The organism is Saprospiraceae bacterium, from assembly GCA_016713025.1.
GTDB lineage: Bacteria > Bacteroidota > Bacteroidia > Chitinophagales > Saprospiraceae > OLB9.
In genome coordinates this window covers 2,042,950-2,063,192 of record JADJPZ010000004.1, presented here as the reverse complement: position 1 = coordinate 2,063,192, position 20,243 = coordinate 2,042,950, and the positions used below count along the sequence as shown (strand labels likewise).

Sequence of the window (20,243 nt, the reverse complement as noted above, 5' to 3'; positions counted from 1 at the left end):
CCAAATGATATAAGTTTAAACATACTCTAAACTGTCCACAACCGGTCAAAGACCGTAAGATAGATTCCGTCAAAGTCAGGTAAGACTTTGACAAACGAAGTTGATGTTGCAACAGAAAATGTAATTAGCCATTTGGAAGCAAATGATAAAAGTTTATACATAATCTTAGCTGATGCTAACATTGATCCATATATTATCATTAGATAAAGTGGATCGGCAAATAAATATATTTGTTTGGTTGTCTAGGATGGTGTACTTCTATTTCACAATAGAAAATGCTCTCAGACTACCATTTTCCAATAATAAAAAGTACAAACCTTCATCTAGATGTTGAACATTAATGTCATTTACCCCTTCTGAAAGATTCAAATCATTTATCAATGCACCATTGTAAGAATATAAACGAGCCTTAACAGTATTAGGAACAGTTACACTTATGTAGTTGGAAGCAGGATTGGGATATAAACGGAATGACTCTATATTTTGCTCCTTGACTGGTACAAGTCTATTGCAGTATCCCTGGTCTGGCAATTGTTCCATATATCCTTTTGCTGAGAGGTCTTTCCCTTGAAATGCTGTGAAATTCACCGGATATTTGTTAGCTCTGAAATTGGTGTTGTCATTGATGGAAAGCATGGATTTCTGGGGAACAGAATTTCCGTTTTTTAAAGGGACTATATATTCCCAGACTACTTGATTTTCCTTTGATAATTCAAATATATATCCATGTCGCCCTGAGAGTATCAGTATGTTCCCATTGGGTAATAACTGAGCATTTGAGAGTATATCTGAAAAAAGTTTAGTAGGTTGGGGGTGTCTTATTGATTTGTTGTAAGAGGTAGGCCCCCAAATACCGTTTGTCTTTTTATATTTCCATTCGTACATGTCCCATGGTGGAACTATAAAATTGACTTGTGAAAAAGAAGTGTTGAATCTATTATTGAAAAATAATATTTTCCCATAGTCGGGATTTGTAGGTAGTAGGAAGTTTCTTGCCCAATTTACTCCATGCTGATAAAATGATAACTGATCCTGTATTCCTCCTTTTTTATAAACAGCCGGGTTTCCCCATCTATATATTAAGTCGCCTCCTGCTCCTGATAAGCCTCCGTTACTTGTGGCGGCCTGCTGTGTGGTAGTAGAGTGGTCGATTATCCATATTTCGTTGTGAGTAGGGACAGAAACCATGATTTGGTCTAGTTCTTCGTTATAATCAATAGCATTCATATGAAACCAACTGCCATCCTGAATTTGAGCATAATTGATATCGATTTTTTCAGGACGGGCACTGACGACACCAAAATTTGGCTTAGTGGCATCATAATCCTGAATGATGTGATCCCACATATCCCACTTCCAGACTACCTGATTTGTTTTGGGATTTACTTCTATTATTTGTTCCGAATGTAATACATCATTTTTATATCTGGATGTATCTCTACCTGCTGCTATGAGTTCATTTTTAGTTTTTTTCACCCATACCATCATGAGAATATTTCCATTCGGCATGACGCATATGTCATGATGCAACCTACGTAGTGTGTCATTCACTTCATAGGACCATTCAAGTTTATTGTTCCAATCACTAATCTCCACAATGGCACCGCCACCTCCAAACCATATAGGGTTTCCGACAACTGTGTTAAGTCTTTTTGCTTTAACTAATTTGGCTTCTTTAGTGATATATGCAGTATTTCCTGGCCTCCATATGCTAGAATCTTGCCAGGTATGTACGATTTCTCCGCAGTTGTTGAGTAGGTATACATGGGGTTGATTGTGAGGATATATAAGTGTATAACCGTCGAAAGTCTTGTCTTTATTGTAAGAAATCAGACCCACTGTATTTTGACTATGTGAAAAATTCCACACTACTAAAAGCAGAATTAATAAAAATAATTTATTCATATTTTATTTATTTTTTACAAAGATGAAATTGTAATTATAATTTGTGATGGTATAATTGATATTCAATCTATAAATGCCTTCTTCCAAATGACTTACATCTATGTGTGTATTGTTGATCTGTCCCGCAGTCAACTGTTTCCCTAGAATATCTGAAATGCTGTATTTTGCACCTTGATAGTTGTCATTTTTTATAAAAATATATTCTGTAGTTGGATTTGGGTAAATAGAAGGCTTGATAACTTTTAAATCATTCACAGATGAAGCTGTTTCACATTTATATTCCTGAGAGTTGAGCTCAATGGTAGATGTTGAAGTCATATTTTTGCCTTGAAAAGCAGGATAATTAGGACTGTATTTTGTTACTTTGAAAACATCGTTATTGATTGGTATATCTCCCTGGTTAATAGTTCCGAAATTGGAGATCGGGTTTCTATATTGCCAAACTATTGTATTGTTTTTATCTACTTCAATAAAATTGCCTTTATTACCTTCACATATCAAGGTGTTACCATTTAATAGTCTTTGTGTTCCGGAAATTCTAGATGAATAAAAGCTTGTATTTGGGATTCCTTGATAAATCCAAAAAGGTAAATCCGGACCATAAGGGCTGCCTTCGACCAACTTGTAAAGACCGAAAGGATCAATAGGTAATACTACCTCTTCAATAGTGGAATACAAAAGCCCAATTCGGTTTGACCCGTTATTAAAAAGCAAAACATTGCCGGCACCCGGAAGGCCTTCATCAATCCACTGGACATCATGCTGGCCATATAGCCTATGGGAAGTCTGTGTACCTCTACCAAATGACCTTGGATTTCCCCATCGATATAGAAAATCCCCTCCCTTTCCATATTTTCCGCCTTTGCTTCCTTTTGCTTCAGCAGTAGTTGTAGAGTGATCTATGATATAAATTTCATTATGAAATTTTGAACTTACAATAATTTGATCAAGTTTTGGATTATAGTCCAGAGCATTTAAGTGAATCCACTCAGCAACATTAGCACCCGGATCTTCGTAAAAATTTACATCTAACAATTCAGGACGATTTGCAATAATGCCATAATTACTTTTTGTGGAATCAAAATTTTGAATTGTATGATCCCAAAAATCCCATTCCCAAACTATTTCAGCTTTATTTTCCGGAAGCGGTTTAATTTCGAGAATCCTGTCTGACCAGATCCCCTCAGATGTTAATTTTTCAGGCTTGAATCCTTTTTGTACTGCTTCTTCTTTGCTGTATTTATACCAGACAGTAGTTAGTATATTACCATTTGGCATAGGGTGAGCTATATGGTGTTGATGATATTTTTCATTGGCCAAAAGATAGCTCCATTTCAGAGCACCACCCCAATCAAAAATTTCTATTTTGCCACCTGTCCCTCCACCCGTAAAAAAACCTGGAACACGGGCAGCTCGTAATAAATCACCATTTGGAAGTAAATAAGCTGTTTGACCAGGAACATGCGCAGACACCCATTTTTTGATTAAAAATCCACAATTATCAATAAGAAATGTTTCTCTTGAATTGGTGGGACTGAATAAAATAAAACCTTCTGGATTAAAAGTTGAGGATTTCAGTAATCCCACAGTTCTCTGAGATATTGCACTACAATTTAATATAAATAAGAGATACACCACTAATCTGTATTTTCGTAAAACAGGTATCATACTCTTATGTTTAATTTGGAATTGGGAAACATCTTTAAAACCATAATATTACATCGAAATTATTATCAGCAATAGGTGATATTTTATTTATTAACTTTAAACTAGTATATTGGTATCCTTTTTTGTCTTATGAATTGGTTTTCAAATTAATGCAAAGTTATGGTTTTATCTATTTTTTTAGTAGGATGTTATCTAATTTTAATATTTTTGCAAGTATAATGATTTTTAATAAACTCCAAAATTACATAAACATCCTCCAATTTATCCTTAAAAACTAGCATGAAAATTGTTTTTCTCGACGCATATACCAATAACCCAGGTGATCTGAGTTTTGAAGCATTCCGTCTTTTGGGTGAATTCGTGTCTTACGATCGGACATCGTTATCACAGGTATATGAAAGAGCTGCAGATGCTGAAATTGTTATTGTCAATAAGTTTTCGATCAATCATGATATTTTGTCAATGATGCCAATGGTGCGGTACATCTGTGTAGCGGCCACAGGATTCAATAATATAGACATATTTGAAACAAATAATAGGCAAATTCAGGTCAGCAATGTCAAGGGTTACAGTGTACATGGAGTAGCACAGCACCTTTTTGCTGTTCTCCTATCGTATATCAACAAACCTGATTATTACATTTCTGAAGTAAAAAAGGGCAGGTGGTCAACGACAGCTGATTTTTGTTTTTATGACCATAGTATTTCTGAATTGAGTGGTAAAACATTTGGGATCATAGGGTATGGAGATATAGGCAAAAAAGTAACCGGCATAGCTATGGCTATGGGTATGCACGCGCTTGTACATACACGTACAATACCTGAGGAAAAGCATTCTGGTATTAACTTTGTGGATTTGGATACGTTGTGGAAAGAATCTGACGTTATATCGTTGCATTGTCCATTGACATCAGATACAAAAGAGATCATCAACAAGAACACACTAAAATTGATGAAACCCGATGCCATCCTGATCAATATCGGTCGCGGTGGTCTGATTAATGAAGACGATTTGCTAACAGCCTTGAATGAAGAACTGTTAGGTTGTGCGATTTTGGATGTGCTTCAGGTTGAACCTCCATCTGTCAATCAGGAATTAATCAATCACCCAAAATGCCTCGTCACACCACACATTGCCTGGGCAAGTAAGGAGTCAAGGCAACGACTTATCGATGGTGTGGCAGGCAATATCCGATCCTGGTTAAACGGAGTATGGATCAATAGGGTAGAGTAGTATCGTGTGAAAAGAAATAGGTTTTGGGGAGTGTAAGAAAGATTGTGTAAACTAGTATCAAGGAGTTAGGCTTCCATCTGTGGGGTACCCCCACAGATGGAAAATTTTTAATATGTTTGTGCGACCAAGTACAGACACATTTTTTAACCTAACAAATTTAATAGTTATGCAAAGTAACAAATTTAATCTTAATCTCTCTGAATTTCTTCAGGATGTCAAGTCTCTTAATGATTTTGACAATGTTATGAATGGTCTTTACAAAGATGGCATTCAAGAACTTTTAAAAGCTGAACTAAGTCATCATTTAGGCTATTCAAAACACTCGCCCGATGGGATTAATTCAGGTAATTCCCGGAATGGGTCTTATAAGAAAAAGATACGCACTACACAAGGACAGGTAGAGTTGGATATTCCACGGGATCGTAACGGTGAATTTGAGCCTATCATTGTTCCCAAGGGCCAAACTACCACTGAGAAAGTAGAATCTGTCATTACATCTCTTTACAGTAGAGGTATGAGCACTGATGACATAACAGCTCAAATTCAGGAAATTTATGGCTTAGACGTTTCTAAAACCTTTGTTTCAGATATTACAAACAAAATGATTCCGGCTATCCAGGAATGGCAAAACAGACCTTTGGATAATACTTATTACATCGTTTGGATGGATTGTATTTGTTTTAAAATCCGGCAGGATAATAAAATCATCAACAAGAGTATTTATATCGTTATAGGACTGAAAACCAATGGGATCAAAGAAGTTTTGGGCATCTGGATGAGCGCCAACGAGTCTGCCGCGTTTTGGCTTTCTGTCTTAAATGAGCTCAAAGACAGGGGCGTTAAAAAGATGCTCATTGCATGCACTGACAATCTTACAGGATTCACTCAGGCCATTCAAACTGCTTTCCCCGATACCGTATCCCAGCTTTGTATCGTTCATCAAATCAGAAACTCTATGAAGTTTGTCCCATGGAAAGATAGAAGGGCCTTCCTGGCTGATTTAAAAACTGTTTATGCCGCTTTAAATATGGAAACTGCTCTCATTGCTTTTGAAGCTTTTAAAGCAAAATGGGGGTCTAAATATGCCTATGCCATTAAAAGTTGGGAAGCAAACTGGTCAAATCTATCTCCCATGTTTCAGTATCCTACTAACATTCGTAAAATTATGTATACCACTAATACCATTGAAGGCCTCAACAGAGCCATCAGAAAATTTACCAAAACCAAAACACTTTTTCCAAATGATCAGGCAGCCTTGAAATCTGTATATCTTGCTATTCAGCAAATTCAAGTTAAATGGACAATGCCAATTCATAACTGGCATATTACTCATAATGAAATTTTAATTATCTTTGAGGATAATTTGATTCAGCCATAATTCTTTGAAGTTTTGTTTACACAAAATATTTTACAGCCTCAGGTTTTGAATGTTTGGATTCAATAAGTTTTCTTCTTCAACTTAAAATAAAAATGCAACTAAAACTTGTTCAGCTCATCCAAAGAGATACCAAGTGATTTAGATATTTCATGCTTTGACATACCCATCTTCAATAAAAGTCTGATAGCATCTTCTTGTTTTCTGATGGCGTCTTCTTTTAGCCTTCGTTCTTCTTCTTTTAGCCTTCGTTCTTCTTCTTTTTGCTTTTCGCTTTCAGCTATCTGATGTTCATAATCATTGAGTTCTGCCAAAAAATCGTCTTCTACGATCATGATATCTCTCACTTCTTTAACTTGCGTTGCTTCCTTCAGTCTCCTGATGATAGGTCTGAACTTTTCGGGGAAATCTATTTCTTTTACGTTCATGATATGATGATTTTCATTTCTGTTATCCTGATCAAATATGCTTAGGGGCGTTTCTAATTCGTCTCTGCGCTTCTTTTTCAACGCAGGAATATTAACAATAATTCCCTCATGAAATGAGCATGAACCAACTTTGTGGTGCAATAACCGCGATGATTATTTTCATGCGAAACGCAAGTTCGATAACACCAAAGATGGAGATTAGCTTATCAATTCCATCTGACCATTAAAAAAACAAATAAAAATAAACAGATGAAATAAAGAATCTATAAAATTGTGGTTTACATCCAGTATTGTGTCAGTATATCTGTCTCTGATGGTCCTGTTTACGGTGATGACAGGAATATCATCAAAACCTTCGATACGTTCGCCAAGAAAATAAATAGGTAAAATCGGCAACCCCATCTTATACTTTCTTCCTTTTGTTTCATTTACCCATTGAAAAAATGATTCGTTCATGTATTGTTTGCCAAGGTACTTTCTGAACCTCATATTTTCATGGGCAAATTTGGACTTTTGTATTTCGATGATGATGATTTTTTCAGAACTATCAGATTGTCGTATTCAGGCTGTAAAATCCAATCTGTAAATAGATAAAGTCAAGCCGGTAAGAATGGAGTGCTCATTTTTTGATTTATCCACAGCAAGTTCTTGTGGTAAAAACTCAAGATTAGTGATGTTGAGTCCGGTTAGTGCTGTCAGTATTATTCTGGCTGCCTTATGGTCTTCCATAAGGTATTTAAATACAACATCATATATAGGATTGGCGATTTCCACGCAGAATATTTTTTTACAAAATTAATAAACTTATTGGGAATATGTGATCAACACTATATATATTTGAACGGAGCATCTTCTTATTATTTATTTCTGTATTTAGCTACCGTCTCAGGTGGAATTTTCCCACCTTTATTTCCAAATTCTGATTTAATGTAAGTTGCTACTGCTGCTATTTCCTGATCATTCAAAAAACCAAATGCGGGCATGATTTGGTTGTAAGGTTTGCCTTTGACAGTAATTTCTCCCTTTTGTCCATGCAGTAATACCCTGATCATTTTTTCATGATCTCCATTGACCCACTCAGATCCGGCTAATGGAGGGAATACACCTTCAAATCCCTGGCCTTGTACATTGTGGCATCCGGAGCAATGGCTTTCATAGAGTTTGGCTGCATTGACTATTTTATTTGCCCGTAACACATCTGCATTTTCACTTGGGGTTTTTATATATGTTTTTGACCCGCATTTCTGATCCATAGCATGGAGTTCTTTTTCTCCGAATGAATGTTTGTCACCATGAAAAGCAATTCGCCAGATTTTACCTACTTTGGATTCTGAGATATATAGTGAGCCATCAGGGCCTTCTGCCAGTCCGCATGGTCGATAAGTTGCATCCGCCATTTCATACAATGTATCTCTTACAGTAAAACCATCTGCAAAAACTTCATATTTGCCTGTCGGTTTTCCATTTTCAAAAGGGATAAATGCCACTATATATCCGGCCTGAGGATAAGGGTTTCTATTGGTCGAACCATGGAAAGCAACAAATGCTCCGTTTTTGTACCTTTCAGGAAATTGGTCACCTTTGTAGAATAGCATATCATTTGGTGCCCAGTGTGCAGGAAGACCCATTAAAGGATTTTTGTAACCTGTTGCTTGCTGTAGTCCATCACCTCCATATTCAGGGGCCAATATTTTTTGGTTTTTGATCGGATCATAATAAGTGTAAGGCCATCCGAAATCATCATCTTTTTCTATATCAACAAATTCTTCTGCCGGCAGTACAGCGTTTTGCCATGGCGTATAATACTGAGGGCATGACCATAGAGATAATCTCTGCCATGCTGCAGTGCATAAAGCTTATTATCGTCTCTATTCCACGCCAGACCCACTACGCTTCGCAATCCTGTAGCATACCTGATACCATCAGATTGATATTGGTTTTGTTTGTTTTCATCAAATCTCCAAATACCACCAAATTCAACCAATTGTGAGCAAGGATATTCTCCTCTTACATTGACAACTGTATTTTCGGGTACAGTTGACCAATCTTCACACACATTGGTCGGGGCACTGAATGTGACATACAAACCTCCTTTGCCATCAAAAGCAAGTGACTTTGCATTGTGCCATCTGATAGGGTATCTGTCTATCATAATGACTTCTGTTTTGCTCTTTGGAACTAAGTCGGGAGGTGTCAACTTTTGTCTGTAGACTCTCAGTTCGGAACTAAAGTAGAGATAACCATTATGAATTCTCATCTCAGTGGCAAAATTGCCGTCATTTGGGTAGTTGCCAAATCTCATTATAATATCGGCTTTACCATCATTATTGGTATCCCTGAGTGCAACATTTCCTTTATCTCCGGTGATCAGTTTAAGCTTGGCATATATGTCTCCATTGTCATTGACAGCTATATGTCTGCACCCACCAACCGAATCGATCACTACTATGGCTCCAAAACCATCTGGAAGGATCAAACCACCATTGTCAGTGTCAGAGTTGGGTATTTCTACGGATTTTGACTGGCAGCCGATGCCAAGGAAAATTGCGAAGACGGTAATTAGTTTGGCTGCATTCATATATAAACATGTTGTAGACTAATGCTATTTATACATCAATGGCAGTTATTCGCACCTTTAATTGAATAACAAAAGCCATTTCCAAATCCTGCATAAAACTATTTATTTGCTTTGGCGTGGTCTTCAAGAAACTTTGCCAATCCTATGTCGGTGAGGGGATGATGTAGCAAACCCAAAATACTGCTTAATGGACATGTTACCACATCAGCACCCGCTTTTGCTGCCTGTACGATGTGCAGTGGTGTGCGGATGGATGCTGCTAACACTTCAGTAGAGTAGCCTTGGATAGAATATATTGATACTATTTCTTCGATAAGTTTGATACCATCCCAGGAAATATCATCCACTCTGCCTACGAAAGGAGAAAGATAAGTAGCTCCGGCCTTCGCAGCGAGAATCGCCTGACCCGCCGAAAACACAAGTGTGCAATTGGTATTGATTCCTTTTTCAGAGAAATAGGATATGGCTTTAATGCCGTCTTTGATCATCGGTATTTTCACAACGATGTTTTCTGCCAGACCTGCCAGTTTTTCGCCTTCAGAGATCATACCTTTGAAATCAGTGGCGATCACTTCAGCACTGACATCTCCTTCCACTATTTTACAAATCTTTTTATAATGGTTGATGATGTTTTTTTCACCTGAGATACCTTCTTTCGCCATCAATGAAGGATTGGTCGTCACCCCATCAAGAATACCAAGGTCTCTGGCTTCTTTGATCTGGTCAAGATTGGCTGTATCAATAAAAAACTTCATGGAATTGTTTTGTAGAATGGATGTATGTAAAATAAAATGTGAGGAAACACACCGCGTCGCTCAACTTCCTACCCTTGCTGCATTTCTACCCTGGGGGAGTTCGGAAGGAGCAGACCGTATGCCCCTCACGCCGCAAAGGTAGGTTTAAATTGCCAGAAAATAAATTTTAAACGATTTAAATTTTTAATAAATTATTTGAGATTCTAAAAGTGACACAAGACCTTCTCCCTTCTCCCTTCTCCCTTCTCCAAGTTCCTTCCTCCACGTTCCTTCCTCCACGTTCCTTCCTCCACGTTCCTTCCTCCACGTTCCTTCCTCCACGTTCCTTCCTCCACGTTCCTTCCTCCACGTTCCTTCCTCCACGTTCCTTCCTCCACGTTCCTTCCTCCACGTTCCTTCCTCCACGTTCCTTCCTCCACGTTCCTTCCTCCACGTTCCTTCCTCCACGTTCCTTCCTCCACGTTCCTTCCTCCACGTTCCTTCCTCCACGTTCCTTCCTCCACGTTCCTTCCTCCACGTTCCTTCCTCCACGTTCCTTCCTCCACGTTCCTTCCTCCACGTTCCTTCCTCCACGTTCCTTCCTCCACGTTCCTTCCTCCACGTTCCTTCCTCCACGTTCCTTCCTCCACGTTCCTTCCTCCACGTTCCTTCCTCCACGTTCCTTCCTCCACGTTCCTTCCTCCACGTTCCTTCCTCCACGTTCCTTCCTCCACGTTCCTTCCTCCTATCTTCCGACTATCACCCCTGAATAATTTTCTTCTTCATGGTTTCAAACTCATCATCTGTAAGGATGCCTGCTGCTTTCATATCTGCGAGCTCTTTCAACTTATCTACTGCCTCAGATGCATCAGCTGATTTGCTGACATTTTCCTGTTTTTTGCGCAGCTCTTCAGCTACTTCCTTACCTTTTTCAAACTTCTCATTGTAATAATTTTTTAATCGCTGTGGATCGAAATCAAGAAAAGTCCCTCCTGTTTCAAAATGTTTTTTAAAGACTTCTCCCAAAGCAAAGGTGGACGCTCCTGAAAGTGCAGCCATCGTAACTCCACCAAGGATGGATCCGACACCGGGTATGAATTTGACTGCCCTGGCTCCTAATCTTGCAAGACCAGACCCTGTCAGAGCCGTAATTAAAGCCTTCCCTTCAGTTTGTTTGAAATCGACCTCATACAGTTTGCACATTTGCCGGATCATATCCAGCTGGATAGCACTCACAGCAAATAAATCTGCTATCGGGACAGGAATAAACCCTGCTCCCATAGACCAGATCATGTGATTTTTGATGATAGAATCTGCATGATCGGTTCTGTTACTTTTTTGATATTCTGACATGTTAAGTTTTTTTGATGCTGATAAACAAATGATGATATACAAGTAAACAAAGAAAATGATGCAAATAGTTCACCGTTTTAAGTTTTTGTCGATGTATGTGCTCGATGGGCAGACAGAATATCAGAAAATCTATACTATTTTGTGCGGTGGTGACATAAGTCACAAGATAATATAAATATAAAAAATTATCTTTGTTGCAACAAATATTTGTTTCTTTACGTTCTTTAATTTAATAATTCACCATTTAAATCAACAATCATGAAAACAAAATTTTTATTTTTGACAGCTATAGTAGCTGTACTATTTCTGGCATCATGTTCGAAGGAAGATGAGCCTACTCCGGTTGTAGTAAAGACAACCTACAATAAGGACATTAAACCCATTTTGCTGGCTAAATGTACACCTTGTCACCTTGCTGGTGGAGCCAATCCTAATAAATGGGATGATTTTACCTCAGCAAAAGGCAAAATTGATGTAATTATTGAAAGAATCAACAGAGAAGCAACAGCTACCGGGTTTATGCCTCGTAACGGAGCAAAATTACCTGCAGCTGAATTGGCGCTAATTGCAAAGTGGAAAGCTGACGGTTTGTTGGAAAACTAATTTAGTACGCGTTTAGAATGACATTTAGCAGAAAGATATTAATATATTGTCGAGTATAATTATTGTGAAAGATCGGTCGATCTCAAAAAACTCATTATTGATTATTTCATCTGCTAAATGTCATTTTTATTCATTTTGAAAAAATAAAATAAGGGCTGTTTTATTAGATGATCATAGAGTTTCTAAAAGTGGTTAATTTTGATTTTTTTTGATAATTTGTATTTGACTAAAAAATTGATGTGATGAAAAGTGGATGGTATCAAAATAGATTAAAGACAAAATTTCCATTTTTGTTTTTGTTCATTGGCTTATTTTCATGTCAGCATGATCCTATGGTTCAACCTTCTGATACCACATCAACGTGCAACCCTTCAGTAATATATTTTGAAAAGGATGTATTACCTATCCTCACTGCAAACTGTGCTTATTCAGGTTGTCATAATGCAGCGAGCAAAAAGGATGGAATTATACTGGATAATTATAATAATGTTATTAAGACAGGAAAAATTAAACCTGGTAATGCTTCAGGAAGTAAACTTTATGAAGTTATGGTAGATAAAGACCCCAAAGATGTCATGCCTCCACCTCCGGCGACGCCCTTGAGTTCGGTCCAGCTGAAAGTAATATCTGACTGGATAAATCAGGGAGCAAAAAATGAAAAGTGTATGGAGACCGCAAATAACTGTTCGATTACCAATATGAGTTATACCAACAATATTAAACCTATACTTTCATCCTGTACATCATGTCACAAAAGTGGCAATGCATCAGGTGGTGTGTCGCTTGATACATATCAGGGTGTGAAATCATCAATATCAGGTGGGAAACTTCTTGGTTCTATTTCCTGGGCCAATAGTTTTAAAACCATGCCACCGGGAGGATCTAAAATGAGCGATTGCAATATAAGTAAAGTGAAAAGCTGGATTGATGCCGGAGGGCTGAATAATTGATATTCTTAAAAAATAAAGATAAGAAAGAACATGAGAAAATGGTCGGTTTTAATATTAGTAATAGGGGTCTGTTTGTCAGCATGTTACTATGATTCTGAAGAAGATCTGTATGGTTCTGCAAATTGCAACACTACCAATGTAAGTTTTGCTTCTGACGTGAACCCTATTATTGTAAATCATTGTGTGAGTTGTCATTTTAAGGGGTCAAATATCGGAGGTGGGATTAATCTGGATGGATATGTAGCCGTAGAAACGTATGCAAAAAACAATTCATTGGTTGGTTCAGTAAAACATTCTGGTTTTTCGCCTATGCCCAAAGGTCAGCCTAAACTTGATGACTGTAAAATCAGCAAAATTGAATCCTGGGTAAAAGCGGGTAGTCCTAACAATTGATTTTTTTAAACCTTTAACTTTGCAAAATGAAAAAATTTCTTCCATACATCATTATTTTAGCGATATTGGGGGGTGGTTATGCTTATATGCAGTACAACAAAGGACATAAAGAAACCTTAGGTACTACAGCCGACTTTGTTATTGCTCCAAAGGATTTGCTATCAGCATTTGATAATGATGAAACCAGTGCCAATAAGAAATATCTGGACAAAATCATTGAGGTCGAAGGTGTAATAAAAGCCTTTGACAGCACAGATTCCGGTTCCAGCCTTACTTTGGAGGCAGGAAGCGAAATGTCAGCCATCATTTGTGAATTTGAATCAGCAGCAGCAATTAAAAATATCGCTGTTGGGCAAAAAGTGAGAATCAAAGGATTTTGTACAGGAAAGTTGATGGATGTTGTTTTGGTGCGATGCTCCTTAGTAAATTAGCATTTATTTAACCGGCAATTTTTAACTTTTCTAGTAAGTCATTCGTCTTTTAAAAAAAAATCATAAATAATATATAATATGAAAAATGTAATATTCATCTTTGTTTTAAGCATGGCTTTATTGAACCAGTCAGATGCACAAAAATACTTTACCAAAACCGGAGTAATATCATTTCATTCTGATACTCCGATAGAAAAAATTGAAGCACAAAACAAATCATCCAACTGTGTTTTGGATATTGCATCAGGTAAATTAGAGTTTGCAGTGCTCATAAAAGGATTTCAATTTGAAAAGGCTTTGATGCAGGAGCACTTCAATGAAAATTATATGGAGAGCAATAAATTTCCAAAAGCTACTTTCAAAGGGCAGATCGATAATTACTCAAAAATAGATCCTGCAAAAAATGGAAAAACAACAGTAAAAGTCTCTGGAGACCTCACCATACATGGAGTGACCAAAAAAATGACAACTGATGCTGTCATTACTGTAGTCAACGGTAAAATTGATGCCGATGCCCAATTCAGTATACTTGTAGTAGACTATGGGATTGTTATCCCGGCATTGGTCAAAGGCCAGATTGCAAAATCGGTTAAAGTAATGGTAGATGCTACTCTGGACTTATTGAAGCAATAACCATGACCCAAAAATAATAAAATAACATTTTTTATGAAAGCCAACTTATTCACTGCGATCTTTTCAATATGTAGTTTTTTAAGTCTTTACAGTCAGGAAGATATGTTATCACTTTTGGGTGAAGACAAAACCACCGACTATGTCAACGCCAGTTTTAAAACCAACAGAGTGATTAATCTTCACTCATTGGAAAATACAGCCGGCGGTGTACTTGATTTTAAAATAAGCCACAGATTCGGAACGCTTAATGGTGGCTTTTATGAGTTATTCGGACTGGACAATTCATCTATCAGATTAGGATTTGAGTATGGTCTATCTGATTTGATCACAGTAGGAGTAGGTAGAAGCAGTTTTGAGAAGGCTTATGATGGATTTGTCAAATACAAATTTTTGCGTCAAAGTACGGGTGAAAAAAATATGCCCATCACAGCAGCGTTATTACTGACTTCATCCATTCAGACACTCAAATGGGCTGATCCAGAAAGAGAAAATTATTTTTCCAGCAGACTGTACTATACTACGCAACTTATATTGGGGAGAAAGTTTTCTGAGTCTTTTACATTTCAATTGAGCCCTACCATGGTACACCGTAATCTTTTTAAAACCAATACAGAAAAAAATGATGTGTATGCTTTGGGTGCAGGAGGTAGAATTAAGTTGAGTAAAAGAGTAGCACTTAATGCAGAATATATCTATCTTTTGCCTGACCAGGTGGCAAGTGATATCAAAAATTCTTTATCCATTGGATTTGATATAGAGACAGGTGGTCATGTTTTTCAGCTACACTGTTCCAATAGTACGTCTATGATTGAGAAAGGTTTTATAGCTGAAACAGCCAACAGCTGGAGTGATGGTGGTATCCATTTTGGCTTCAATATTTCCAGAGTTTTTACTCTGAAAAGAAAGAAATCAGAGTAATTTTGGTTTTAGATAAAAACTGAGGACGACATCTTCAACGCTTTTTTAAATTCTTTTTTGTTCAGGTCAAGAGGTGCATTTCTGTCTTCAAAATATTGAATCAGATTTTCAGTTGCCATATTTCCTGTAAGATCGTCTTTGGCCATTGGGCACCCACCGTATCCCTTTATTGCCGTATCAAACCTTCGGCAACCACTCTGATAAGCTGCATCAATTTTTGGTAACCAATTATGAGGCTGTGTATGCAGGTGTGCACCGAACTCCACATCAGGGTAGGGAGGAATGAGATGTTTGAAAAGATAGGAAATGCTTTCTGGTGTAGCTATGCCTATGGTATCAGAAAGTGCCATGATACGTACATCCATATCTGCAAGTTTGTCAACCCATTGCTGGCATATCTCCACACTCCAGATATCACCATAAGGATTTCCAAAACCCATGGAAAGATAGATGACTGTCTTCTTATTATATTTTGCTGCAATAGTTTGGATTTCCTCTACACGTACCAATGATTCTTCAATGGTTGCATTTGTATTGCGAAGTTGGAAGGTTTCTGAAATTGAAAAAGGGTAGCCCAAGTAAGTGATTTCATCAAACTGAACAGCATCTGTTGCACCTCTGGCATTGGCGATGATAGCCAAAAGTTGTGGTGAGTTTTCGTGCAGTTCCAATTTTGAAAGCACTTCAGCAGTATCCCTCATTTGTGGTATAGCTTTTGGCGATACAAAACTTCCGAAATCTATAGTATCATATCCCACTTTGAGCAATTGGTTGATGTATGCGGCTTTGGTATCAGTATCTATAAAGTGAGCAATGCCTTGCATAGCATCCCGAGGACACTCTATGATTTTTACCGGCATATCAGTACTCATTTTCCTTTATTATTTAATCAATTGTACATTTGCTAAACAAATATATCGCAATTTTGATTTACTATACATCTAATTTTCAAACTTTTATCATGAATAAACCTTTCTGGTCAGTTTTAGGGTTCGTTCTCTTTGCAATGGGCACCTTGTCAGTAATCATGTCAATGGTAGGATTAAAATTTACTTTCATGGGTTTTATTTACAATCACGGACTTATCACTGTGATTATTCAATTGGCGATGTTATTTGGAGGTATGATCATATTATACATGGCGCGTACTTCAACAGAGGATTAGTGAATTTTAGTAGCATTAAGAATTTTTTCGGTTTTTTTACCTATTTTTAATTATACTAAACTGAAAGTTGAAAGGTAAAATTAAAATCATAATGGTTGATTTACAATAAATTATGATTTTAATTTTTTGCAAATTATTTTCTGTTCACTATATTTCATTTTAGATTTTCAATAGAGTTTAATTCAGCTTTTTTTGGGACCTAATTATTTTGACTTTAAATTATTTTGTGTCTATTTTTTTAAAAATGCTATATACGGGCGTTTTATTTTTTAACTTTGCGCGTTAGCGAATGTATGCTTTTATGGCTGATATATTGATTTTTTTGATTATAGGCATTTTTATAGCTCTGCTGTTTTTAAATATTTACTTTAGGGTGAAAGTGTTAAAAATGTACAAAGTGCTTGTACAAAACAGGGTAGAATTTGATTCTTCCCATATCTTTAATGCTAAAAAACTAAATGCTGAAATCCTGCCTAAGTATCCTGACTTTTCCAAAGAAATACTATCATTTATTGGACATATTAGAAAATCTGTTAGTATTGCCATTGTATTGGTATTATTAATTACTCTTATGGGATTTATTTTAAAAAAATTATAACTCGTATACATTGAAAATTGGACTTGCTGGTGTTGGGCATTTAGGTAAAATACATTTGAAGTGTTTATTGAAAACTAAATTTAAAATTTCAGGATTTTATGATCCCGATATTAACGCCAGATTGGAAGTTGAAAAGAATTTTGGAATCCGAAGTTTTGAGACAATAGAGGATTTGATTTTATCGTCAGATTGTGTAGATATCGTCAGTCCTACTTCATTTCATTATGATATTGCAAAAAAGGCGATACAAAAAGGTAAACATGTATTTATAGAAAAACCTCTCACAGAGTCACTGCAACAAGCACGTGAACTGGTACAATTGGCAAAGACGTCTGATGTCAAGGTGCAGGTAGGACATGTCGAAAGATACAATCCGGCCATCAGGTCTTTGAAAGGAATTGAGCTCAAACCAGGGTTTATTGAAGCACATCGACTTGCTATTTTCAACCCACGTGGTACAGATGTGTCCGTTGTCCTCGACCTTATGATACATGATATAGATATAGTCCTGAGCCTTATAAAATCTGAGATCACAGACGTCAGAGCCAATGGAATATGTATAGTGAGTCCGACACCTGATATATGTAATGCACGTATTGAATTCAAAGATGGCTCGGTAGCCAATCTTACAGCAAGCCGTATCAGCATGAAAAATATGCGTAAAATCAGATTGTTTCAATCAGATGCTTATATCAGCCTTGACTTTCTTCAGAAAGATGCACAGATACTCAGAATCAAAGATCAGGAAAGCGATGCTGATGATGCGACGATGACTATCACCACTAATCAGGGAATAAAAAATATTACCTTGGAGAGCCCAACAATAATGCAGAATAATGCTATCGAAGATGAGTTAAATGATTTTTATGAGGCTGTCGTAAATGATAAACCATTATCAGTAACCATTGAAGATGGTTTTAGAGCTCTTCACCTTGCTCAACAAATAGAAGCAAAAATCAAAGTTGTTCATGATTAGACTTCGATTTTATATTTTATTAATTTTGGTCATGATGATAGGTTCATGTACCTTGGTAGACAATGAAAAACCTGGGGTTTTCTATATCAGCCTATCAGATACTAAAGTGAAACTACCATTTAGTCACGGAGATGACACCCACAAAATAAGAGAAATTTGGGCATTTGCTGACGGACAGATTGTTGGTATCTTTCCACTTCCTGCAAAGGTTCCTATGATTTTTACAGGAAAAGAGACGGAAATCACTATCCTTGCAGGTATCAGAAACAACGGCATGCTTGACCAACCGGCATTTTACCCTTTTTACAAGTCAATCAATAAAATTGTGAAGGGCGAGATTGGACAGATTATCAATATTCCGTTGGATTTCAGTTATGTCGAAACCGCAAAGTTTCCGGTCAATGAGAGTTTTGAAACCAACCACTGTTTTACTACAGACCTTGATGGAAAGACAAAACCTGAGTGGGCGATTACTTCATCGACTGCTACAACAGGAAGCAGGTCAGGGATGGTAACCTTAACACCAACTGATAATATATTTGAAATGGCCTGCACTAATCTTATCAGAAAAGGTGAAAATGCAAAAGGTAAAAGTTACCTTGAACTTGACTATAAAGGTCAGGGAGAAATTGCTGTCGGATTGCTGAAGATAAATTCAGGTTTACCCAAGATTACTTATCATCTATTTATACCTGCAAATGATAATTGGAATAAAATCTATGTAGAGTTGACAGATCAGACATCAGCTAATGATTACTCAGAGTATGGAGTTGTTATGTCCATCCGTAAAACAGGCAACAATCCCGAATCAAAAGTATATCTCGATAATATCAAACATATTCATTTTTGATTGCAATGAGGGAAAACAGGAAAACAGAATTAATCATTTATCGATTGGGGGACTACATTTCTGCTTTGTTAGCCTGGTTTTTATTCTTCGTATTTAGGAAATCTATCGAGACACCTGATATTTCATTTGATTTAATCATCTCAGACACCAATCTTTGGTATGGACTGTTACTGATTCCTATGATATGGATTACTATCTATTCTATTTTTGATAAATACAGGGATATATACAGGTACTCCAGATTAGAGACATTAAAAACTACATTTTTTACTTCATTCCTGGGAAGTTTGATTTTGTTTTTTGTAGTTTTGATGGATGACTACGTACTGTCTTACATCTCACATTCCTATTTGTTTTTAGCATTGTTTTTTATCCATTTCTCTATAACTGCGATAGTCCGAATGCTCATTCTGACAAAAGCAAGTAAACGTCTCAAATCTGGAAAAGTTAAATACAACACCCTCATCATAGGCGGAGATAAAAATGGTGTTGATCTCTATGTAGAGATCACTTCAAGGCCTTACAGTCTGGGGCATAATTTTATGGGATTTATTGATAGTAATGGAGAGAGTACCAATTATCTTGAAAAATACCTACCCAAGCTTGGAAACAAAAGTCAGCTAAAAGAGATACTAGTAGAAAATCATATTGAAGAAGTCATTATTGCAATTGAAACTTCAGAACATAGCAAACTTAAACTCATATTGGACGAGCTATTTGATTTTTCTGACAATATCCTGATAAAAGTAATTCCTGATACCTATGATATTATGATAGGAACAGTACAGATGAATCACATTTATGGTGCTGTACTTATAGAAATTGATCAGGAATTGATGCCAAACTGGCAAAAGGTGGTGAAACGGATGATAGACTATTTTATAAGTATATTGGCATTGGTTATCTTATTTCCTTTGATCATTTATACGATCATTAAAGTCAAATTGTCATCGCCGGGATCAATTTTTTATTTGCAGGAAAGAATAGGACTGAATGGAACACCTTTTAACATCATAAAATTCAGATCAATGTATGATGGTGCAGAAGTAAACGGACCACAATTGTCAAGTGATGATGACCCTCGGGTGACAGTCTGGGGTAGGGCCATGCGCAAATGGCGATTGGATGAGATACCTCAGTTCATCAATGTGATCAAGGGAGATATGTCTATCGTAGGTCCTAGGCCTGAAAGAAAATATTATATCGAAAAAATATCAAAACATGCACCACATTACCGCCATTTGTTAAAGGTACGACCCGGTATCACATCATGGGGGCAGGTAAAGTATGGCTATGCATCCAGTATTGATCAAATGTTACAAAGACTTAAGTTTGATATCTTATACATTGAAAATATGTCACTATCTTTGGACATAAAGATCCTTTTTTACACCGTTTTTGTTTTACTAAAAGGAAAAGGAAAGTAATATCAGTAAGGTCAAAAAAAAGAGG

The 20,243-nt window shown here is 36.8% G+C and carries 22 protein-coding genes, 1 other RNA gene and 1 pseudogene; 13 read left to right on the top strand and 11 right to left on the bottom strand.

What is annotated here, in order from left to right; translation table 11 throughout:
• Window positions 1-258 precede the first annotated feature (258 nt).
• Both IPK35_15120 and IPK35_15115 read right to left on the bottom strand, forming a co-directional pair.
• Window positions 259-1,905 carry an aryl-sulfate sulfotransferase gene (locus IPK35_15120; GenBank protein MBK8054549.1) on the bottom strand — a complete coding sequence of 549 codons (1,647 nt, stop codon included), beginning with the start codon at window positions 1,903-1,905 and terminating at the stop codon, window positions 259-261.
• Window positions 1,906-1,908: 3 nt separating this feature from the next.
• Window positions 1,909-3,573 (bottom strand): aryl-sulfate sulfotransferase, encoded by a 1,665-nt coding sequence (locus tag IPK35_15115; GenBank protein MBK8054548.1) that lies wholly within the window; start codon window positions 3,571-3,573, stop codon window positions 1,909-1,911.
• Window positions 3,574-3,852: 279 nt separating this feature from the next.
• Between IPK35_15115 and IPK35_15110 the strand changes: the two genes are divergently transcribed.
• Together IPK35_15110 and IPK35_15105 are read left to right on the top strand one after the other, a co-directional pair.
• The gene (locus tag IPK35_15110; protein ID MBK8054547.1) at window positions 3,853-4,806 is read left to right on the top strand and encodes a D-2-hydroxyacid dehydrogenase; all 954 of its coding nucleotides are present in this window, start codon (window positions 3,853-3,855) and stop codon (window positions 4,804-4,806) included.
• A 166-nt stretch (window positions 4,807-4,972) separates the two neighbouring features.
• The gene (locus IPK35_15105; GenBank protein ID MBK8054546.1) at window positions 4,973-6,184 is read left to right on the top strand and encodes an IS256 family transposase; all 1,212 of its coding nucleotides are present in this window, start codon (window positions 4,973-4,975) and stop codon (window positions 6,182-6,184) included.
• A 98-nt stretch (window positions 6,185-6,282) separates the two neighbouring features.
• Here IPK35_15105 and IPK35_15100 read toward each other — a convergent pair whose 3' ends face one another.
• The 8 genes and pseudogenes from IPK35_15100 to IPK35_15065 form a co-directional block, all read right to left on the bottom strand.
• Entirely contained in the window at window positions 6,283-6,690 is a 408-nt protein-coding gene (locus IPK35_15100; GenBank protein MBK8054545.1) for a hypothetical protein, read from the bottom strand.
• Window positions 6,691-6,807: 117 nt separating this feature from the next.
• Window positions 6,808-7,098 carry a hypothetical protein gene (locus IPK35_15095; protein ID MBK8054544.1) on the bottom strand — a complete coding sequence of 97 codons (291 nt, stop codon included), beginning with the start codon at window positions 7,096-7,098 and terminating at the stop codon, window positions 6,808-6,810.
• 72 nt (window positions 7,099-7,170) lie between these two features.
• Entirely contained in the window at window positions 7,171-7,383 is a 213-nt protein-coding gene (locus IPK35_15090; protein ID MBK8054543.1) for a hypothetical protein, read from the bottom strand.
• 416 nt (window positions 7,384-7,799) lie between these two features.
• Window positions 7,800-9,187: pseudogene (locus tag IPK35_15085) on the bottom strand (PQQ-dependent sugar dehydrogenase).
• A gap of 98 nt (window positions 9,188-9,285) precedes the next feature.
• Window positions 9,286-9,942 (bottom strand): fructose-6-phosphate aldolase, encoded by a 657-nt coding sequence (fsa, locus tag IPK35_15080; protein ID MBK8054542.1) that lies wholly within the window; start codon window positions 9,940-9,942, stop codon window positions 9,286-9,288.
• A gap of 34 nt (window positions 9,943-9,976) precedes the next feature.
• Window positions 9,977-10,072: signal recognition particle sRNA small type (gene ffs, locus IPK35_15075), an RNA gene on the bottom strand.
• A 53-nt stretch (window positions 10,073-10,125) separates the two neighbouring features.
• The gene (locus tag IPK35_15070) at window positions 10,126-10,641 is read right to left on the bottom strand and encodes a hypothetical protein (GenBank protein ID MBK8054541.1); all 516 of its coding nucleotides are present in this window, start codon (window positions 10,639-10,641) and stop codon (window positions 10,126-10,128) included.
• Window positions 10,642-10,680: 39 nt separating this feature from the next.
• The gene (locus IPK35_15065) at window positions 10,681-11,274 is read right to left on the bottom strand and encodes a DUF697 domain-containing protein (protein MBK8054540.1); all 594 of its coding nucleotides are present in this window, start codon (window positions 11,272-11,274) and stop codon (window positions 10,681-10,683) included.
• A gap of 258 nt (window positions 11,275-11,532) precedes the next feature.
• Between IPK35_15065 and IPK35_15060 the strand changes: the two genes are divergently transcribed.
• The 6 genes from IPK35_15060 (at window position 11,533) to IPK35_15035 (ending at window position 15,202) form a co-directional block, all read left to right on the top strand.
• The gene (locus tag IPK35_15060) at window positions 11,533-11,877 is read left to right on the top strand and encodes a cytochrome c (GenBank protein MBK8054539.1); all 345 of its coding nucleotides are present in this window, start codon (window positions 11,533-11,535) and stop codon (window positions 11,875-11,877) included.
• Between the two features lie 242 nt (window positions 11,878-12,119).
• Window positions 12,120-12,827 (top strand): hypothetical protein, encoded by a 708-nt coding sequence (locus IPK35_15055; GenBank protein ID MBK8054538.1) that lies wholly within the window; start codon window positions 12,120-12,122, stop codon window positions 12,825-12,827.
• Window positions 12,828-12,899: 72 nt separating this feature from the next.
• Window positions 12,900-13,220 (top strand): hypothetical protein, encoded by a 321-nt coding sequence (locus IPK35_15050; GenBank protein MBK8054537.1) that lies wholly within the window; start codon window positions 12,900-12,902, stop codon window positions 13,218-13,220.
• Between the two features lie 26 nt (window positions 13,221-13,246).
• The gene (locus IPK35_15045; protein MBK8054536.1) at window positions 13,247-13,651 is read left to right on the top strand and encodes a hypothetical protein; all 405 of its coding nucleotides are present in this window, start codon (window positions 13,247-13,249) and stop codon (window positions 13,649-13,651) included.
• A gap of 78 nt (window positions 13,652-13,729) precedes the next feature.
• Complete coding sequence (locus IPK35_15040) at window positions 13,730-14,284, top strand: YceI family protein (protein MBK8054535.1); 555 nt, start codon at window positions 13,730-13,732, stop codon at window positions 14,282-14,284.
• A 33-nt stretch (window positions 14,285-14,317) separates the two neighbouring features.
• Entirely contained in the window at window positions 14,318-15,202 is an 885-nt protein-coding gene (locus IPK35_15035; protein MBK8054534.1) for a hypothetical protein, read from the top strand.
• An 8-nt stretch (window positions 15,203-15,210) separates the two neighbouring features.
• Here IPK35_15035 and IPK35_15030 read toward each other — a convergent pair whose 3' ends face one another.
• Window positions 15,211-16,074, bottom strand: coding sequence for a hydroxymethylglutaryl-CoA lyase (locus tag IPK35_15030; protein ID MBK8054533.1), 864 nt, complete (start codon window positions 16,072-16,074; stop codon window positions 15,211-15,213).
• Between the two features lie 89 nt (window positions 16,075-16,163).
• On the opposite strand from IPK35_15030, the gene IPK35_15025 reads away from it, so the two are divergent.
• The 5 genes from IPK35_15025 (at window position 16,164) to IPK35_15005 (ending at window position 20,218) form a co-directional block, all read left to right on the top strand.
• Window positions 16,164-16,367 carry a hypothetical protein gene (locus IPK35_15025; protein ID MBK8054532.1) on the top strand — a complete coding sequence of 68 codons (204 nt, stop codon included), beginning with the start codon at window positions 16,164-16,166 and terminating at the stop codon, window positions 16,365-16,367.
• Window positions 16,368-16,668: 301 nt separating this feature from the next.
• Window positions 16,669-16,965, top strand: a complete 297-nt coding sequence (locus tag IPK35_15020; GenBank protein ID MBK8054531.1) for a hypothetical protein — start codon at window positions 16,669-16,671, stop codon at window positions 16,963-16,965.
• 10 nt (window positions 16,966-16,975) lie between these two features.
• Entirely contained in the window at window positions 16,976-17,941 is a 966-nt protein-coding gene (locus tag IPK35_15015; GenBank protein ID MBK8054530.1) for a Gfo/Idh/MocA family oxidoreductase, read from the top strand.
• Window positions 17,934-18,791: a hypothetical protein gene (locus IPK35_15010; protein ID MBK8054529.1), complete on the top strand. Its 858-nt coding sequence runs from the start codon at window positions 17,934-17,936 to the stop codon at window positions 18,789-18,791. The genes IPK35_15015 and IPK35_15010 overlap by 8 nt, the downstream gene beginning before the upstream one ends.
• 5 nt (window positions 18,792-18,796) lie before the next feature.
• Complete coding sequence (locus IPK35_15005; GenBank protein MBK8054528.1) at window positions 18,797-20,218, top strand: sugar transferase; 1,422 nt, start codon at window positions 18,797-18,799, stop codon at window positions 20,216-20,218.
• Window positions 20,219-20,243 lie beyond the last annotated feature (25 nt).

Bases quoted from the DNA above. Each gene is read 5' to 3' on its own strand.
- IPK35_15030 (MBK8054533.1), bottom strand. From the start codon at position 16,074: ATGAGTACTGATATGCCGGTAAAAATCATAGAGTGTCCTCGGGATGCT.
- IPK35_15110 (MBK8054547.1), top strand. From the start codon at position 3,853: ATGAAAATTGTTTTTCTCGACGCATATACCAATAACCCAGGTGATCTG.
- IPK35_15120 (MBK8054549.1), bottom strand. From the start codon at position 1,905: ATGAATAAATTATTTTTATTAATTCTGCTTTTAGTAGTGTGGAATTTT.
- IPK35_15105 (MBK8054546.1), top strand. From the start codon at position 4,973: ATGCAAAGTAACAAATTTAATCTTAATCTCTCTGAATTTCTTCAGGAT.
- IPK35_15115 (MBK8054548.1), bottom strand. From the start codon at position 3,573: ATGATACCTGTTTTACGAAAATACAGATTAGTGGTGTATCTCTTATTT.
- IPK35_15010 (MBK8054529.1), top strand. From the start codon at position 17,934: ATGATTAGACTTCGATTTTATATTTTATTAATTTTGGTCATGATGATA.
- fsa (MBK8054542.1), bottom strand. From the start codon at position 9,942: ATGAAGTTTTTTATTGATACAGCCAATCTTGACCAGATCAAAGAAGCC.
- IPK35_15095 (MBK8054544.1), bottom strand. From the start codon at position 7,098: ATGAGGTTCAGAAAGTACCTTGGCAAACAATACATGAACGAATCATTT.
- IPK35_15040 (MBK8054535.1), top strand. From the start codon at position 13,730: ATGAAAAATGTAATATTCATCTTTGTTTTAAGCATGGCTTTATTGAAC.
- IPK35_15035 (MBK8054534.1), top strand. From the start codon at position 14,318: ATGAAAGCCAACTTATTCACTGCGATCTTTTCAATATGTAGTTTTTTA.
- IPK35_15005 (MBK8054528.1), top strand. From the start codon at position 18,797: ATGAGGGAAAACAGGAAAACAGAATTAATCATTTATCGATTGGGGGAC.
- IPK35_15020 (MBK8054531.1), top strand. From the start codon at position 16,669: ATGGCTGATATATTGATTTTTTTGATTATAGGCATTTTTATAGCTCTG.
- IPK35_15045 (MBK8054536.1), top strand. From the start codon at position 13,247: ATGAAAAAATTTCTTCCATACATCATTATTTTAGCGATATTGGGGGGT.
- IPK35_15060 (MBK8054539.1), top strand. From the start codon at position 11,533: ATGAAAACAAAATTTTTATTTTTGACAGCTATAGTAGCTGTACTATTT.
- IPK35_15055 (MBK8054538.1), top strand. From the start codon at position 12,120: ATGAAAAGTGGATGGTATCAAAATAGATTAAAGACAAAATTTCCATTT.
- IPK35_15025 (MBK8054532.1), top strand. From the start codon at position 16,164: ATGAATAAACCTTTCTGGTCAGTTTTAGGGTTCGTTCTCTTTGCAATG.
- IPK35_15065 (MBK8054540.1), bottom strand. From the start codon at position 11,274: ATGTCAGAATATCAAAAAAGTAACAGAACCGATCATGCAGATTCTATC.